Source organism: Flavilitoribacter nigricans DSM 23189 = NBRC 102662 (assembly GCF_002646595.1).
GTDB lineage: Bacteria > Bacteroidota > Bacteroidia > Chitinophagales > Saprospiraceae > Flavilitoribacter > Flavilitoribacter nigricans.
In genome coordinates, this window is the sequence record NZ_PDUD01000054.1 from 1 (window position 1) to 17,995 (window position 17,995).

Below are 17,995 nucleotides of genomic sequence, written 5' to 3' on the forward strand. Positions count from 1 at the left end.
ACCAGACGTATCCATTCTGGTATAGGAGGTATTTCTCCGAAAGAAATGTATTATCGATTAACTCAACTAAAACAGACAACCTAGCCCAATTCACTGTCCACTATTCTGAGGAGTTCCACTACCCGCTCTCCAAGTCTCCAAGTCACCAGGTCTCCAAATCGTCTCCTTGTCTCCAAGTCACTAAGTCTTCCTCAACAGGGCCTGTAGGTAATAATAGCTTTTGAACAAAAGGGAATTGTGAAGTCGTGCTTTTCGTTTGGAACGCCGGGACAGATCCTGGAGAACTTTAAGGTAAGGTTCGTGACGGGATGGTTCCTTATTAATTATGCGCCGCACGTTGTCGTCGGGATCATCCTTGAGTGCCTTCCAGGCCGCTTCAATCTCCGGATCGGAAGCGTATTGGAGGCCCTTTACGGCTTCGGTCCTTACGTAGCTGTTGGTATGCTTTAATGCTTCCAGAAAAGTCGGGCATATTGCTGGATCAAACGGCACGTGCTCCAGTACCCGGTTGATTGCTCTCATGCTCCCGAGCTGGATAAGCACATCTTTATTTTCCACCAGCGGCAGCAACTTTGGAATATATGCGGCCTTGTTAACCCTACCCGCGATATTTCCCAAACTATTGGCGACCTCCTTCACCACATCCCGATGGTCATCTTTCAGCAGCTCAAAAAATTTTTCTTCCAGCCTTTCGGAAAACTGAAAATTGACATGATCGTACTGATGGCAAATTACGCCGATCTGGATGACCCCAGCCTGCCGAACGAAAGGGGAGGCATGTTCCAGAAGCTGGTACAGGTGATCGGGTACGCTGGCGTTGTAGCGCTTTGCGATCAAACTTGGCGTGGCATAAGCAATATTCAGGTTTTGTTTTTTCTCCAGCAGACGGGGTAAGATCCAGATGAATTCCTCCGCCCGCGGCAACAGGTAGGGATTTTTGATATTGTGGAAGCGGGCCAACACATTTTGCATGTATTCCGGTTTCTTCTCGTCGTAAAAATTCGGTTTGATCCGATCCAGGATATCTCCATCCGAAATACCCCGGGAACGCAGGATCTTTTCTGCTTCATTACCGGCAAACCGCAACGGTCCGCAGAGGACTTCCCAGGCGATCTCCGTCACTTCCGGGGTATGGAAATTTTTTAATGCCATCAGGATATTGGTGACCAACTGCTCGGGTTTGTTGGTCTTTGTTTCCTCCCGATAGGCCTTCAGGGCAATATCATAAACTTCCTGGTCCTGATAAACCGACAGGCCCTTTAGTATTTCTGAGCGTATATTCTGATAGGGCTCACTCCCATAGAGTTCAAGCAGTATAGCCCGGTTTTCGGGTTCGGGAAATTTGACGAGGACTTCGCCGGCCAGGCGTCCAACATGATTCGGTGTCATGAAAGGCAGTACGGATCGCACCACAGCCGGCGCCAGAGGAAATTTGTAATATCCCAGATGACGGCATGCATCCGCCAGTCTCTGCTCCTCTTCTCTGAGCAATACCGAAAGAGAACGGCAGCTTTTCCGAATTATCTCCAGATATTTCGCCGGGCTGAAATGGAATAGTTCAAAAAGATCACGCGTCCACGGATCCCGTACTTTTCCCAGATCGGGAGGTAAATCGTTTAGATTCAAGGCTTTTTTTCGTTCGCGAATGAGACTTAACAATGGCTCCAGGCTCTCATCTTCGTGCAGGTCCAGGGTGGCGATGGGTAGAGCGAAGCGGCAGATATTCGGGAAGTTCTCGATGCGTGGTTTCCAGCGATCGTACTGATCCCCCAGCATCATGCGCTGCGCCTGTTCCGGTAACTGCAGAAATAAATTTTCTATCTCGATCACTTCGCCATAAACGGTGGCCGTGATCAGGTATTCATACCGGTTTTCACCAATCTCGGCCGAGATGGTGGTTTTGATGAGATCATCAGAGTGTACATTATTTTCTTTCATGAGCGCAAAAACATCTTTTTCAAACAGTGAGTTCCGGTGGGGATATCCGTAGATCATTGGTTCCGGGAGGGACTTGATCTGAATTCCATCCCGGCTCCTCTTCTTTACCTATCCAGCTACTCCTGTACCGCCACGGCAATTCTCGAATCCGCCGTCCCGTAGTAGAGGAACCATTTATCCTGAAAATAGACCAGGCCTTCCACAAAACATACTTCATTCACTTCACCTACTTTCTCGTAAGGTTTATCCGGATGGATAAAGTAGCCCTCGGTACGGTCGATCAGTTTATAGGGATACCGGGCATCAAACAGCGCCTGTCCGGCGGCGTAAGTAAACTTCGGCAGCGCGGCATCGTTAAAATTTGCGGCATTGCTGCCGTTATAGATCAGCACTACGCCTTCGTCCCGCAGCAGCGCATACGGTCCCGGCTCCACCAGTCGACTATCAAAGTATCCCATCCGGGGATGCAATACGGAAATGAGTTGCCCGTTTTCGGCATTCTCAGCGACCTCCCAGTGAATGAGATCTTCGGAAGTAGCCATGAAAAGGTCGGTATCGCCAAAATACATCCAGTATTTACCGTCAATTTTGGTCGCGATCATCCGGCTACCGTCACGTTTGGCAATGATGGCTCCCGATTTCGACCAGGTATCCCGGTATTTTCCGTAGCCCATTACCAGGCCGTGCTTGGTCCAGGTGGTCAGGTCCCGGGAACTGGCGAGGCAGAGCCGGGCCGTTTTGCCATCGTAGGCCGTGTAGGTCATGATGTAGCGGCCATCTTCACTTTCCACAATACGCGGATCTTCTACGCCCCCCGGCCATTCGTAACGTTTCAGACTATCTTCCGCCGGATAGAATACAGGAGCGGCCTGTTTTTCGAAATGCAGCCCATCCGAACTCATCGCCAGTCCCAGACGGGAAGTCATTTGTTGGTCCTGCGCCCGGTAGAGCATGTAGACCTTGCCATCTTTGACTACCGCCGTGGGATTGAGCACATTCCGCGCTTCCCAATTGACGGTTGCACCCCGCAGGGGGGCCGCAAAACCGACGGAAGTATCGGGTTGCATAATGGGATTGATGCTGTCCACCTTGACGAAATTCGAAAACGCCCAGGATCCCGGATCTTTTTCCGCAACCGGAGCTGTTGTTACATCCCGACAGGAAGTCAGCAATCCGCTGATAACTACGAATACTATCCAAAAATAATTCCGTCCCAACATAGAAATTTAGTTTTAGCAGGAACCGCACGACCGATCAGGCTATCGTTGCCTTTTGGAATCAAGTTTTGCAACCGTTTCCAGGCCCACTTTCGATTTCCTATTCCACTTTTAACCGCAAGGTCGGTTCACCTTCCAGATAACCTAAAGACTCGAGGAATTTATCGGTCTCCAGCACCGTGTGGTAATAAAATTCCGGACTGCGATAATTGAAGAAACCGTGTCCGGCCCCTTCGTACAGATGGAGATCGCAGCGGCTGCCCACTTTTTCCATGACCGTCTGATAGTATTCGCCGGTCGCTACGGGGATCAGGCGATCTTCGGTACCGAGGAAAAAAATAGTTGGCGGAGCGCCCGCGCGAATGTTGTGCAAGGGAGAAAAGGCGTAAAAGTGCTCCCCTATCCTTTCGAAACCGTAGCCGCCGGGGCCGTTATCGATCACCGGATTGAACAGTACCAGCGCATTGGGCACACAACTTACGGACAGATCATCGGTGGATTCATTGTAGGGTTGGACCAGAGCCGTAGCCGCCGCCAGATGCCCGCCGGCCGAACCACCCGAGGCGATCAGCTGATCGGGATCGATCCGAAATCGGGCGGCATTTTTCCGGATGTAACGAATGGCGGATTTAGCATCCATCAGCGATTCAAAAGGAGTAGTCTTTTGCCTGGACCTGACCCGATAATCCGCCAGGAAGCAGACGATGCCCCGCTTGGAGAGGTATCTGGCGTGCGGTTCGAATTGACTGACCGATCCACCATTCCAGCCACCGCCGAAAAAGAAAACCATGGCGGGATAGTCGCGGCCGGCCTCCATTTGCTCCGGATAGTAAATATCCATCTGCAGGGCAACGGTATCGATCTGTTTATAAATAACGCTATCCACTTCCTGAGCGGAAACGGATAGTGTCATACTGAGCAAAAGAAAGGTGATTAATGTGAAGCGGTTACGACCGGTGCGTACGACCGGGCGTTCAGTGGTTTTTCGTAAATTTTCCATTTTGGAAAACTACTAAAACTTTTCAAATCAGCCAGCCATTTTGGAACGCCCTTTCGCCCGGAAGGCAAAAAAAGCGATGCCGATTAAAACCGCGAAAAAGCTCACGTAAAACATCGTGCCCATACCCGGACGTTCTGGTTCCACCACCGTGATCATTTCGTTGACGGGCTGATCGAGCAGTACCTGTTTTTCACCACCGGTCCAGGTGATGATCAGTGAATCGATGCGATCGGCAGTCCCCAGACCGAAATGGGCAATGGTAGAGTTTTGCGACAAGTGACTGGAGCCACCCCCGTCAATTTCCCGCAGCTGGTGCTTCCCTCCTGCAACGACCTCCACGCGGGAACCCAGTCCGTGCGTTTCGGCTTCGTTACCCTCTAGTTTCACTTTGACCCAATTGCCTTTAGCCAGATCATTACGGAATAATTTGGTAGTGGATTCCACCGGATAATCATAGACGGCTTCCTGATTGATCACCAGCAGGTCCAGATCGCCATCGTTATCGTAATCGAATACCACGGAACCGCGACCGAGACCGTAATCCGCGAGGCCCATCGGGCGGGCATTATCCACAAATTTCCCATCGTTGTTCTCAAAGTAGAAGTTGCCCATGGGTACGCAGTTCGGGTTGAGGTCACCGTTAGCTACGAACAGGTCCAGATCGCCATCGTGGTCGAAATCCGCAAAATTGGCGCCCCAACTGATCGCCAACTGGTGCAGTTGCATTTCTTTCAGCTTATCAACAAAGGGTTTCCCCGGTCCCTGACTGACCATAAAACGATTGAACCGGATATTGGTAATGAAATAATCCAGCAGGCCGTCTTCATTCACATCCCCTACCGCCGCACCCATGGCATTGATCTTGAGATCCATGGCCAGTGAGTCGGCTACATCGACAAATTTCTTTTTCGGATAGAGGTTTTCCAGCAGGAGGTTGGGGGTGCGCTTGTAACCAAAGTCGTGGTTGACCAGCAGGTCCTGATCGCCGTCGTTATCAAAATCCGTAAAAATGCCGCCGAACCCAAATCCTTTGTGCGATAAGCCGTATTCCTCGTACTCATTCTCAAATCGTCTTCCGTCCTGATTGATCAGCAGGTAACCTTTCGAAGTCTGGTGCGCAGCCACGATCGTCGCATCACTGATGTAGTTCAGGCCCCCTTCGTACTCGTGGAAATAGTTGCCGACGTACAGATCCGGATAACCGTCTCCGTTTACATCCCCGAAATTGGCGCCGGTGCTGAAGGAATACATCTGATCCAATCCGAATTCCGAAGTTACATCCCGAAAGGTATTATCGCCCTGGTTCAGGAAGAGCAGGTTGATCTCCCGGGGGATGGTCTTCACGCTGTCTTTGGAAGTGATGGTGGTAATAAAGAGGTCCACCCAGCCGTCCCGGTTGATGTCCGCTCCGACCACGCCCTGGGTGACATAATGCCGGGTCAGTTCCAGACCCGATCCTTCGTAAATATTTTTGAATGTCCCGTCCCCATTGTTGAGATAGAGCACATCTTCGTTCATACCGCTGGTGAGGTACAGGTCTTCGAAGCCGTCATTATTCAGATCGAATACGCAGATCCCACCGCCGAACATGCCTTCGTACACTTTGAAGGTATGTTCGATACCGGCCGATTGCGTCACATCGACGAAGGGGGTTTGACCGAAGAGCATTCCGGCCCAGGCGACCAGCAGGATGATCGTGCAGGATTTCCGTACCATAGACCACTTACATTTTTTATTAATTCCACGCATACCTCTGTTTTAAATTACGGGGTGATCCGGATGGATTACATATCCCGTTTCCAGTTCAGTGCATTCACATTTCCGGCAACGACCTGTCCTTTTTCCAGGCCCACGTCATTATCCTGCGGGGTGTGAATACCACCGTAAAAGCGGGAGTCCGCCGTTTCCCGGGCAACCCCCCAGAATTGGGTGAACGGGCGTTCCCGGAAATCGACATCCCGGAGTTCATCCCGGGGGCGTCCGACGTGGGAGCTATCCACAAACGTAAAATCCTCTCCGTACAGATCGATCAGTACGGTGGCCGCAGCCGAAGCCTGAATGGCGTGGCCGGATGGGAAAGCCGGAAAAGGAGGATCGGGCCAGAAGGACTCCCATTCCGGATCAATGAATTGTGGAATGTAGGTATTCGGACGTTCGGAGAAAAAGTGAAATTTCCATTTCCAGCAATTGATGAAAGCGTCCGCTACCGCCATACCCACCCGGGCGTAGGTTTCCGCGCACTTGATCAATTCCGGATTTTTATCTTTCAGCACCAGGGTAGCGATGTAGTAGGAATGTCCCGGAGGCGTAAAGGTCTCATCCGGATCATCTCCCCACCAGATGGCGATCTCTTTTTCCTGCTGGGTCAGTTCCAGGTCTTTTTCGTAAACCGCCAAGAACTGCTGGTAATAGGGGGAACCCGGTGTCGTATCGTAGGGAAGGATCTCGGGTAAAGGTATTTCGGAATTCCGGGGCAGAAAAGTCCGATTATCCCCCCAGTAAGGATGCAGAGGATGGTGGCTGAAGGACTGGGCGTACAGGGGCGGCTTCCAGGAGCCGGGAAATTGACGATGCTCCAGTTCCTTATCGAAATTGTGCAGATAGCCCCGGTGACCGCCGTCGGTCTTGGACCATTCGAAAATAGCCTGCGCTACGGATTTACCGTACGCGACCGACCGTTCCGTCATGGCCTCCATGCCCGCTTCCATGCCAAATGACTGGTAGTAGAGCGATTCCAGTGAGTCGATCTTTACCTTATTGGAATCAGAAGTCTGGTTGTACAGGCTTCGGATGATCTCCGCCTGCCCGGCGTTGAGGACCAGCAGCCAGTTGTATTCCGCGTCGGCTTCCGGTGAGGGCAGACTGCCCAGTTCGTTGAGCTGTCCCGCCAGCGACTGGTATTCCGGATAACCGTTGACGATGGATTCGTACATGGTCAGTCCGATGTAACCAAAGCAACGGGAAGCATAGGTCGGAGAATTGGCGGGGGTGGTCTTGGCCAGATAAGTGGATAATTCACCCCAGCCGATCGCCACTTCCTGCGGGGTGAAAGTCGGCACCTCGGATGCTTCCGTCGGTTCATTGACCGAGCAGGAGGCAAGCAGTAGTGCCAGCGTTAAAAGAAGACTAATCTGTTTATAGCTTTTGTCAATGATGTCTAAAATCATGGCTCCTGTTTTTGATATCCATTTTGGGGTAGCAGGTGTTTGGTGAGGGAGCGCGGGCTATCGCTTACGTTTAGTTTTTCCGGTAGGCCTTTACCGGGCCTTCGCTCAGGCCAAAAAGTAAAGTATTATCCAGTTCAACCACGCTGCGCACATCGCCTTTAATCGCAAATCCGGAGGTCTGCTGATCGATATACCGGAAGCCACCGCGGCCGTCCCCTTCGAGCAAAATACCATAGTTGGCGTCGAACCGCCCCAGACGAAGTTTAGCGTGGCTGTTGTTGCCGCAGAGCAGCAGGTCTTTATTACCATCCGCGTTATAATCCAGTACGGTAACCGTGTAGACCGGAGCAAACTGAGCTTCCACGGGCAGAGCAGCCGGTTCAAATTTCCCGCTACCACTCAGGAAAAGGGTCGTTTCCATGCGATTCGCTTCCAGTCGTTTGGCATCACGCAATTCCTCCGTAGCGAAGATGTCCCCGATCGTCAGGTCAGCATAATCCTTGTAAGTCGTATAACGGGAACGCAGGCCGGAAAGCTGTCCGAGCATTTCATCGCGGGTGACGTAGGGGTAGCTTTTGCCCTGAATGTAAAAGCAGAAGATGGGATCTACCGATCCGTTATCGTCAAAATCGGCAAAATAGATCTCCGCCGGTTCCTCGCTGGATACCCTAAACTGGGTATTGGTGCCGATATTTCCCAGTACAAGGTCCGCCCGTTGGTCACCGTTAAGATCATCCACGGTGATGGTATTCCACCAACCCCGGTATTCTCCATTGAAAAAGTCCAGGGTACTGTTTTCCAGTTGCCCGTTGGTCAGGCGGTATACAGTGAGCGGCATCCACTCCCCTACCACCAGCAGTTCTTCCGTGCCGTCCTGATCAAGGTCGGCCCAGGCGGCATCCGTAACCATCCCCAGGGTACTCAATTCGGGCGCAAGGGCTTCGGTCTGATCCGTAAACCGGCCACTGCCGTCATTGATCAGCAGATAACTGGCCGGCGTTTCCGGATACCTTCCGGGGATCACCCGGCCTCCGACAAACAGATCCTGATGACCGTCTCCATTAATGTCTTTCGCCAGTACCGTTCCTTTGCTAACCAGCATTTCCGGCAGCGCGTCGGCCGAACGGGTAAAATTGCCCTGACCGTCATTGAGATACAGACGATCCTGCAAGGCCTCATCCTGAGCGTCCAGATCGTGGTAACCGCCACTCGCCACGTACAGATCCGGATGCCCGTCCCCATTGGCGTCGAACGCAACGGCCGCCGCATCTACAGGTGCCTGGTCGGCAGTAAAAGCAGGCACATCGACGGGTCGAAATTGCCCGTTCCCGCTTTGCAGATAAAGAGACGCCGCTTGGTTTCGCCCACCTCCGATGAAGATATCCGGCAGGTCGTCGCCGTTCAGGTCTTCCTTCAGCAGGAAGGGGCCCATATAGGATAGCTCACTGATGAGCAGCGGCTGGCGGTCAAAATCCCGTACCTGCATGGTCGGTTCCTGGTGCTTTACGGGTGAGGACACTTCCGTGAAAATGGCGGACTGCTTTCTAGCAGGTGTCCAGGTTTCTGTCGCTTCGCCTTCCGAAAGTTCAATTACCTGATTGGCCCGCACATCAGTCAGTGTCTGTTGTTTGCCGGACGGCCAGATTACCACCAGTGAGTCAAGAGTTGTGGTAGTGCCCAGACCAAAATGCATTACCGGAGATACGGAGGAGAGGTAACCTCTGGAAAGATATTGCTCCAGTTTCTGGCGTTGTCCATTGTAAACGGCCAGCACTTTTGCGCCGATACCCTGGGTATTCATGCCTGCTCCCCGGAGGCGCACCTGGAGGTAGTTATTGTTCAGTTGCCCACCGGCATCATTGCGGTAGATGTAGGCCGGTTGGTTGATGTTATTGACGATCAGGTCCAGATCACCGTCATTATCCAGGTCGGCGTAGGCAGCTCCGTTACTGTTGGAGGGGCGGTCCATGCCCCAGTTGGCGGTCCGGTTGGTGAAGCCTTCTCCGTTTTGATTGCTGAAAATATAGTTTACGACATTGGATGCCGGCATATGACCGATGATCTCCAGTACGTCATCCCGGACCAGCCGCCCTTTGGACTGTACGTAATCATCCATGTATTTTATAAAGTCCAGATTGGTGTAATCCCGGAGATAACCGTTGGTAATGAACAGGTCTTTCCAGCCGTCGTTGTCATAATCTGCCAGCAGGGCGGCCCAGCTCCAGTCCGTATTGGAAATGCCGGCCATCTGGCCGATCTCACTGAAGGTGCCGTTGCCGTTGTTCAGTTGCAGCATATTGCGCATATACTGCCGGTGGAAGCCACTCTGTTCGTTCAGGTCAAATTTGGCGTAATTATCCGGGGCCAGCAGGAGTTTCTGGCGGTAATTATCTTCGGGCAGCATATCGAGCGTCACAATATCCGGCAGACCGTCGTTATTGATATCCGCCACATCATTTCCCATCGAGAAATGGCTGTTCTGGCCCATACTTTCCTTGATCTTATCCGTAAAGGTACCGTCGCCGTTGTTGATGTACAGATAGTCCGGCACGGCGTAATCATTGGAGATATAAAAATCGGGCCAGCCGTCTTCGTTGATATCCGTGATGCCAATGCCCAACCCGTAGGTCAGCGCAGAACTGCTGATCCCCACTTCCACCGTAGCGTCGGTGAAGGTACCGTCTTGTTGTTTGTACAGGCGGACGCCCTGCAAGGGATCATCTTTTTGCAACACGGCCTTTGTGGCCGATACATTGAGTACCGGTAAATTTTTGGGGTTGTGGTTCAATAAAAGGGCGTCCAGGTCGCCGTCCCGGTCATAATCAAAAAAGTAAGCCTGATTGCTGTAGCCGGCACTGGCCAGGCCGTAAGCCTCCGCCATTTCCCGGAACAGCGGGGTTCCGTTGGTACCTACACCCTGGTTGATGAACAACTGGTTCTGGCGTTTTTCATTGGGGAGCGCTCCGGAATAGGAAATGTAGATATCCAGACGGTTATCGCCGTTTACATCGGCCATCGTAACGCCGGTTTTCCAGGGACCGGGAATACCCGAAGCACCGGAAATGGCCGTTACATCCCGGAACTGCATATTGCCCTGATTGATATACAGCTTGTTATTGGCCATATTGGAGGTGAAGTAAAGGTCGATCAGGCTATCGCCATTGAGGTCTCCAGCGGCAACTCCACCGCCGTTATAGAAATACTCGTACATCAGGATGTTGGTATTCAGTCCTTCGTCGAGGGTATTCTGAAAATCAACTCTGGTCTCTTGCGGAGTGAGCAGCGTAAATAAAGGAGGAGCGGATGGATCGGAAGGTGTGGTAGAATCGTCTTGTTCTACATCCCGGCAGGCGCCGAAGCAGACCAGGGCAAGCAATAGATAGAGGCCGCCCCTACCCCATCGGGTGAGTTCTAATGTTTTCCTTTGTAAGTTCATGTTTATCAGCACTTCGTGCAAAAGTAAGAAAATCTATCCCCAAATGTTCAGGGATAGATTTTCCGGTATGACAGCTGTCAATAATTCAGCTTGTGGGATGAATTCGGTAGCGTGTAGCACATTGACGTCCTACACGCTATCCCACAAACTGTATTAGTTGGCGTATCCAGGGTTCTGGACCAATAGCTCGTTACGTTGCATTTCGCCCCGATCGATGGGACGGAAATATAATTTATCTAACCATACACGGGTTTCGTTCTCGGTGTTTTCCACCACCGTGTAGGTGTAATCGTAAACAGATTTATCATGACGATAAGGTACGTGCGGTGTGGCACCCGGCTTAAGTGAAGCGCGGATATCGATAGTCTGAATACCGCGTCCCAGCTCTTCACCGATCATCCAGCGACGACCGTCGTAGTACCGGTGCTCTTCGTATACCAGTTCGATCCGACGCTCATTGCGATAGCGTTCTCTGAGCGCATCGCCGGTATCATCGATCGCCGGCATACCTACGCGGTAGCGGATCCGGTTCAGCCAGTCACGGGCTTCTGCTTCATCCCCCAGTTCAATGCTGGCTTCCACGTAGTTCAATACTACTTCCGTGTAGCGGATAAACGGCCAGGGAATAGTCTGAGCGGCAGACTGGTTATCCGGCAGGGCCGGGTTCGGATCGATAAACTTCCGCACATAGTAGTGCGTACGGCTACCGTTCCAGTTCTCGATGGAAGATTCACGGGTATCGACACCGTTGATGGTACCACCGTTTCCGTCATCGTAGTATCCCGTCTGGATCTGATCTACCGGATCGAGGCCGGCTACATCCGAAGGCCGTGGTTTCCAGGTAGCGCCGTCGTACATGATCGTCGCGTAGAAACGTGGGTCACGGTTGGCGTAAGGATCCGCAGCGTGGGTCGGGTTGCTCCAGTCGAAGGTACTTCCGTCCATCATTTCGTAATCGTCTACCAGCTGCTGGATCGGCGTATTACCGGCCCAGTTGTGGTAACCGTTAGGACCATTGTTGATACCCCAGTTGATACCACCCAGAGGCCAGTTGTTTTCCTGCGTATACAGCGCGGTGTGCGTACGTTGGAAGATCAGTTCCACCGCAGCCGCAGCATCGGCTACTGCACTTTCGCCACCGGCGGACAGTGCAATGTAGTTGTCCGTTCCTTCCTGAGCGGATACCGGCGCGGTCAGATCGAGTTTGTACCCCATTCCTTCGTCCAGTACTTCTTTGGCAGCATTCTGAGCCGCCTGCCAGCGAGCGTTGCGATCACCACCCGGGTAAGCAACCAAAGACAGATCGCTGTAACCGGCCAGTACGGAAGAATTCGCCGTAGCGGTTGGTCCGTGGTGCAGATCACTGGCTGCATAGAGCAGCTGACGTGCTTTCAGCGCCTTGGCCGTCAAAGCAGAAGCACGGCCCGGAGTTTCGGGTTTGCCTTCCAGCAGACGAGCGGACTGATCCAGATCGCTGATAATGAAATTAACACACTCTTCGTAGGTATTTCTGGCGATGCTGTAATCTTCGCCCAAACCGTAAGTACGATCGATAATGGGTACACCACCGTACATTCTTACCAGATTGTGGTAGTAGTAAGCACGGAGGAAATACGCTTCACCCAGGAGGCGATCGCGCAGTTCGTCATTATCAAAAGTAGAGGTCGGCAGTCGTTCGATGGCGATGTTCGCCTGACGAATAGCCAGATACAATTCTCCCCACTGTGGGTGAACGCGCTGGTTACCCAGGTTGGAAGGGGAAATAGAACCTTCCGTGATTACGTCGATACCCCGTCCTGCGTGGGTAAACATGGCTTCATCCGTGACGGCTGCAAGGCCTTCTTCCTCGAAACCACCGTATCCCAGGTAGGAGTAGACGTTAAAGATAAAGGCTTCGGACAAGGGTCCGTCCGCCCAGGTAGCCTCACTCGATATCTTATCGAGCGGCTCCGTATTTAGGAAATCCTGATCACACGACAACGGAAGGATCGCGGCGAGCAAGATTAAAAGGTAAAATGATTTGTTTAGATTCATTATGCTTCAATTTAGAAAGTTAAACTAACGCCGGTGTTGATCACCTTGGTCTGTGGGTAGTACTGACCAGACTGGTTAACAGTTTCCGGGTCAAAGATCTCACTACCCAGTTCGCCGGCGATCGTGAACAGGTTGAGCGCATTTACGTAAAGACGCAGGCTGCCCAGGTTGATCTTGTCCAAAGTCGTACGTGGCAGGTTGTAACCCAGTTCGATGTTTTTCACGCGGATGTAATCCTTGTCAAACAGGTAGTAGGTGTTACCGCCGAAGCTACCGGTGAAGTACGTATCGTTCCGACTTGCCAAACGGGGGTGGATGCTGCTGGGAGCATCGATCCGCCAGCGATTTTCGTACTGGTAGTTCAGGTAGTTACCGATGTCACCGGACTCTGTCCGTACGAAAGTAGAAGCGCCCGTTGCACCCTGCAGCAGGATGGACAGGTCAAAATTCTTGTACGCCAAGTCGACAGTTGCACCGAAGTTGAAGGTCGGTGTGATGCTTTCGTTCAGACGAATGCGGTCATCAGCGTCAATAACGCCGTTACCGTCGGTGTCTACGAATTTCATATCACCCGGGATCAACTGACCGGTCACCTGGCTGTAATCGATGGTGTTGGCATCAATCGCTGCCTGATCGAGGAATACCCCGTCATACTGATAAACGAGGAAAGAACCAATTGGTTTACCTTCCTGGCGCTGATAATCCGGAGCACCGGGGATCTCGTCCATAAATACAACTTCGTTCTGAGCGTAGCCACCGTTGATACCCGCTCTGAATTGCAGTCCGGAACCGGCCTGACCGTTGTAACCCAGTGCGAATTCGTAACCTTTGTTATCTACTTTACCCGCATTTACCGGAGGCAACAGGCTGTTGATACCGGAAGAAGAAGGTGTAGAACCGGTCAATTGGATCAGGATCTGATCCCGGCGGTTATAGAAATATTCGAAAGTGAAGTCAATCTTGTTGTTGAACAGGGTTGCGTCCAAACCGAAGTTCCAGTTTTTAGCTCTCTCCCAGGTAAAGTCGGGGTTAGCCAGTACCGTTTCACGCAGCGTAGTTACCACCTGACCGTCGATCGGGTATTCCCCGAATCCGTAAGTAGACAGGTAAGCGTATTCCTGCAGCTGGTTGCCGAAGAATACCTGGTCATTACCCATCTCTCCGTAAGAACCACGCAGTTTCAGATAATCGACAAAAGAAACGTTGAAGAAATCTTCGTTGGAAACGTTCCATCCCAGCAATAATCCCGGGAAGAAACCAAAGCGGCTGTCTTCGGGGAAGATGTAGGAACCGTCGTAACGCCAGATGAATTCTGCCAGATATTTCTCACGGAAGTCATACTGCACCCGACCGTAGTATCCCAGGCGAGCTCTTTCGTAGCCGCTACCACCGGTATTTTGCTGGAGGGAACCACCGGCAAACAACTGGTCAACTGCAGCGGAGATATAGTTTCTTCTGAACGCGAAGAATCCGGAGCCCTGGAAGGTCTCGCGGGTAACACCCGCCAGGATATTCAGCGAGTTGTCGCCGAACTTGCGCTCGTAGCTCAACAGAGCGGTCAGGTTGGTGTTCAGCTCTTTGCTGTAACCTTCAGATAAACGTGGATCACTGAAGTTAGAACGGATGTTGCCCGTCAGTTTGGGAGTTACCCCGTCGGCTTCGTAAGACACGCGGTCCCAGGAGTACAGGATCCAGGGCGTTTCCCAACGCTTGTTGGTTTCGCTTCTGGTATCCACGGATCCGTTCAGGGTCAGTTTCAGTCCTTCCACCCATGGGTTGGTCAGGGTAATACCACCGTTCACCTGAATGTAATCTCTCGGGTTTTCCTGATAACCGGTTGCATTGGTCGTAATCACGTACGGGTTCTGACCGTTCTCGATATCCGGACCGGGCAGACCGTTCGGCCATACTTCGGGTTCCGTCGGACGACCCCGCATCAACATCCGGAAGATCGATCCGGCGGATTGCGTCGGGAAGTTCCGGTCTTCACGGCGGGCGGCTAGGCCCAGATCCGCGCTGATGTAGTCATTGACCTTGGCATCCAGGTTTACCCGGAAGTTGTATTGCTTATAGAAGGTAGCGGATTCGTGGTAGATGGCGTCCTGGTTGATGTAACCCAGAGAAGCCAGGTAGCGGATGTTCTCCGTACCACCGTTGATCTGCATGTTGTAGCGAGACTGCGGAGACCAGGGTTTCAGAGCGTCACCGAACCAGTCGGTGTCGGGGAATCCCCAGGGATCCTCACCGGTGCCGTGCTTTCTTACGGCCTCCGGGCTGTAGTTTGCGTTGATGGTACCTACACCGGCAGTCGGTGAATCATAAGTACCGGTAGTCTGGATAGCATCCCAGGCTGCACCCCATTCGTTCACCGGAATGGTCTGATAGATCGGCAGTTCGTTCATGATCGTGGCGTATTCTACGGCACTGGACATGTTCGGTACCACCGTCGGCGTAGACCAACCCTGGTTGAAATCAAAAGTGATGCTCGGCTTACCCGTCTTACCACGCTTGGTGGTGATCAGGATAGCACCGTTGGCCGCCCGTGCACCGTAGATGGCTGCGGATGCGTCCTTCAATACGGAAATGGACTCGATGTCCTGCGGGCTCAAACGGCCCAGGCCACCGGCCCGGTCGGGAATACCGTCGATTACGATCAGCGGGCTACTGTTACCGAGGGTGTTCGTACCCCGGATTGAGATGTTCGCACCGTCATAACCCGGCTCACCGCCCGTCTGGATCACAACCAGACCGGGAAGGCGTCCCGCCAGAGAGTTGGAAATATCTACGGCCGGGGACTGCTTGAGTTCTTCCCCTTCGACCCCGACAACGGCGCCGGTTACCGTAACTTTTTTCTGTTTTCCGTAAGCTACTACTACGACTTCATCCAGTACCTGGCCACTTTCCAGGCCAATATTGATCGTACTTTCCGAACCAACAGAAACTTCCTGGGAGCTGTATCCCGTGTAAGAAAAGATCAGAACATCTCCTTCGCTGGCTTCAATCGAATAGTTACCGTCAAAATCGGTGATCGTACCTGTCGTTGTCCCCTTGACAATAACATTCGCCCCGATTAGCGGCTCATCTGTACTGGCATCAGTCATCTGACCGGTAATGGTCTTCTGAGCCAGCATGGTCATCGAGCAGAGCAGGAACATGCCTACCGACAACGACCATTTAAATAAGTGTCTCCTTTTCATCATAAATCCTAAAGTTTTTCGTATTGTCAATTTGTAAATACCACATAAAATCACACTCTAATGCAAGAGCGTTAGTTCTCAATTTTATTGATGGCAAAGCGCAAATTTGGTGATTAGAAAAACTATCCCGATCCTGGGATATGCTCAGTGCGAGCGTGTTTTGGGATCTGTAAGGCTTTTAAAAATATTCGGATCAGGCTGGCGTAATGCAATGCTTCTAACCATACTCTATTGGTATTTGGAGTATTTTAATGGTTATAGTTGGTATAACTTTGTTGTTAAAGCGGCAGGTAAAAGTAGGCTGATTTCAACTAATTACCAAAACAAATTTACAAAAAATCACCTTTTCCAAATTTTATACCATATCTGGAAATTCAAATTGCGCCGCAGTAAGAACCGTCCGTATTGTTAGATCAATATCCACAGCCGGCCGGCCACTTTACAGCTCATTGACGATCAGTACTTTCCCGGAGTTCCGGCCCGGCCCGGAGAGGAGTAGTTGGCTATCGACACCGCCTTCCAGCCGGGCAGCAGTGAATCCCCTGTTTTTTCATCTGATGAAGTTAGCGATATTTGCAGTCGAACCAATTCCGGCCACATGCGTACGCTGGTCATCCATACCGGATCGGAACATCCGGCATTACAGTATACCCTGGACTTCATCCGGCAGCATCCGCTGACCCGAGAGGCCGGTTGGCTCGTCGCCCGCGAACCGGGGACCGACGCCAGCGAGATCCAGCTTTTTTACGGTGCGCCCCTCCCGGAAAACGATGATCACTTTTTCATTCCCGCGCAGGGCCTGTGTTTCGGCGAACCATCCGTCACACGGCCCCTGTTTGCCAATCCCTATTCTTTTCAGGATATTTCGGTATTCAGCGTGGAAGACTACCGGCAGGATAACTCCCGGCCCCTGCTGCAAGGGAACCATTTCCAGTTCGATCTGCTGGAAATGATCTTTTTTCACATCAGTCGTTACGAAGAGGTTTTTGCCACTGCCGGGCAGCTCAATTCCTCCGGTTGGCTCGCGGAAGAACAGCACTTTCTGATCCGGCATCAACTCCAGCGACAGCCCGTAGTAGATTGCCTCCTGGCCTGTTTCTGGAGCGCAATTCAGGGACAGCCGGTCCACTTACCGACTACCTATTCGCTCTCCCACGATATTGACTTTTTATATCGCTACCCCACCACTGTAAAATTACTGCGGGCACTGGCAGGAGCATTCGTCCGCGGCGAAGGCGTAAGCGGGCTGCGTTATCACTGGCAGCGCTACCGGGCGATCCGCCGGAATCAACAGCCCGATCCCTACGATTGTTTCGACTGGCTGCTTGCTCCCGGAACGGGTTGGGATAAAAAGACCCTCTATCTCATGGCCGGCGGCGAGACCCCCTACGATAATCACTATCGGATCGATGATCCCCGGATCCGATCGCTGATCGGGCTGGCCCGGAACAGAGATTACCAACTGGGGCTGCACCCCAGCTACAATGCCGCTTTCAAGCCGGCCTTATTCCGGGAGGAGCAGGCAAAGCTCGAGCAGGTATACGGTAAATCTGTCCATAACAATCGCCAGCACTGGCTTCGCTGGGATTGGCCAACCACACCGTATATATATGGTCTACAGCATATCCGGGAAGATGCTTCCATGGGCTACCGCCATCACCTGGGTTTTCGCGCGGGTACCGGATTCCCCTACCGGCTTTACGATTACCAGTCGCAAAAGGCCTTCGACTGGCGGGAACGCCCGCTGGCCTTAATGGATAGTGCCGCCCTGCACGAAGCTGACCATACCGGCATTGACCCGGTTGCGCTGCTAAATGATTTCCTGCAGCAAAATACCGGCAACAGTCACATTTCGATCAATTTCCACAATAGCAACTTTGATCCAGCCCTTCCCCACGGCCAGGCTTTAGCCGACTTTTACCGCCGAACCATCCTGCATCTTGCGGGCTAATTCCGTGGGGATGCATCTTATTGGCTAAATTGCTATTTTTGTCAGATCAACCAGA

9 protein-coding genes are annotated in these 17,995 nt (G+C 52.1%); 1 reads left to right on the forward strand and 8 read right to left on the reverse strand.

Translation table 11 applies throughout. The features are described from left to right. Positions 1–180: 180 nt before the first annotated feature. From CRP01_RS36730 to CRP01_RS36765, 8 genes are all read right to left on the reverse strand, one after another. Complete coding sequence (locus tag CRP01_RS36730) at positions 181–1,938, reverse strand: HEAT repeat domain-containing protein (protein WP_170110705.1); 1,758 nt, start codon at positions 1,936–1,938, stop codon at positions 181–183. 116 nt (positions 1,939–2,054) lie between these two features. Further along, a complete protein-coding gene (locus CRP01_RS36735) occupies positions 2,055–3,158 on the reverse strand; it encodes a glycoside hydrolase family 130 protein (protein ID WP_099155090.1) in 1,104 nt (367 codons plus the stop codon). A 97-nt stretch (positions 3,159–3,255) separates the two neighbouring features. Beyond that, positions 3,256–4,155 carry an alpha/beta hydrolase gene (locus CRP01_RS36740; protein WP_222845902.1) on the reverse strand — a complete coding sequence of 300 codons (900 nt, stop codon included), beginning with the start codon at positions 4,153–4,155 and terminating at the stop codon, positions 3,256–3,258. Between the two features lie 27 nt (positions 4,156–4,182). Beyond that, positions 4,183–5,871: a CRTAC1 family protein gene (locus CRP01_RS36745; protein ID WP_099155091.1), complete on the reverse strand. Its 1,689-nt coding sequence runs from the start codon at positions 5,869–5,871 to the stop codon at positions 4,183–4,185. A gap of 68 nt (positions 5,872–5,939) precedes the next feature. Beyond that, positions 5,940–7,322: a vanadium-dependent haloperoxidase gene (locus tag CRP01_RS36750; protein ID WP_099155092.1), complete on the reverse strand. Its 1,383-nt coding sequence runs from the start codon at positions 7,320–7,322 to the stop codon at positions 5,940–5,942. Positions 7,323–7,392: 70 nt separating this feature from the next. Further along, positions 7,393–10,758 (reverse strand): VCBS repeat-containing protein, encoded by a 3,366-nt coding sequence (locus CRP01_RS36755; protein ID WP_099155093.1) that lies wholly within the window; start codon positions 10,756–10,758, stop codon positions 7,393–7,395. A gap of 153 nt (positions 10,759–10,911) precedes the next feature. Beyond that, a complete protein-coding gene (locus CRP01_RS36760; RefSeq protein ID WP_099155094.1) occupies positions 10,912–12,792 on the reverse strand; it encodes a RagB/SusD family nutrient uptake outer membrane protein in 1,881 nt (626 codons plus the stop codon). 11 nt (positions 12,793–12,803) lie between these two features. Next, positions 12,804–15,992 carry a SusC/RagA family TonB-linked outer membrane protein gene (locus tag CRP01_RS36765; protein ID WP_099155095.1) on the reverse strand — a complete coding sequence of 1,063 codons (3,189 nt, stop codon included), beginning with the start codon at positions 15,990–15,992 and terminating at the stop codon, positions 12,804–12,806. Between the two features lie 595 nt (positions 15,993–16,587). On the opposite strand from CRP01_RS36765, the gene CRP01_RS36770 reads away from it, so the two are divergent. Next, positions 16,588–17,940 (forward strand): DUF7033 domain-containing protein, encoded by a 1,353-nt coding sequence (locus CRP01_RS36770; protein ID WP_099155096.1) that lies wholly within the window; start codon positions 16,588–16,590, stop codon positions 17,938–17,940. Positions 17,941–17,995 lie beyond the last annotated feature (55 nt).